This window comes from Curtobacterium flaccumfaciens UCD-AKU, from assembly GCF_000349565.1.
In the GTDB taxonomy this organism is placed as follows: domain Bacteria; phylum Actinomycetota; class Actinomycetes; order Actinomycetales; family Microbacteriaceae; genus Curtobacterium; species Curtobacterium poinsettiae.
Genome location: NZ_KB714625.1, coordinates 6,439 through 7,063, shown reverse-complemented (window position 1 = coordinate 7,063; position 625 = coordinate 6,439).

The following is a 625-nucleotide window of genomic DNA, read 5'->3' as shown; positions in this document are numbered from 1 at the left end:
GTAGAGCGATCGGAAGCGCGGTGGTTCTTCCCGCCGCCAGGTGTCCCACGCCAACGGCACGTGCGGCAGTGGCGAGCCGTCGAGGGTCCAGTGCGATCGTTCCACGCCCTCGTCGTCCGGCCAGGGCCACACCACGTCGGTGGGCGCGAACGCGATGACATGACACCCGCGACCGAGGGGCGGAGGGCGCCGAGGACCAGCGCGGCCTCGGCCCCGAGGGACGTCCCGACGAGCCAGACCCGATCGCAGGTCCGCTCGAGATCGTCGATACGGGCGAGGAAGAGCTCGAGGGGGACGGACCACGGTCCCGGTTGCTGGCCGGCTCCCCCGAACCACCGGATCGATTCAGCGACGTGCCCGAGTTCCGCGAAGACCCGCGCGCGGTCCTCGTCGATCCGCCCGCTCGACCCCGCGAGCACCAGGACGCCGGTCCCCGATCCGCGGGAAGGGACGAACCGAACACCTTCTGGGTCGCTGAGCCCGATTCGCTGCACGGGACCAGCATGGCCGCTCCGATCAATCGTCGCGAGGAACGCTGTTCGCAGCACGGGACGCCGACACCGCACCGACGACGAGCGCCGCCAGCGTGGTCGCCAGGGACAGCCCGAGCAGCACCACGTAGAGC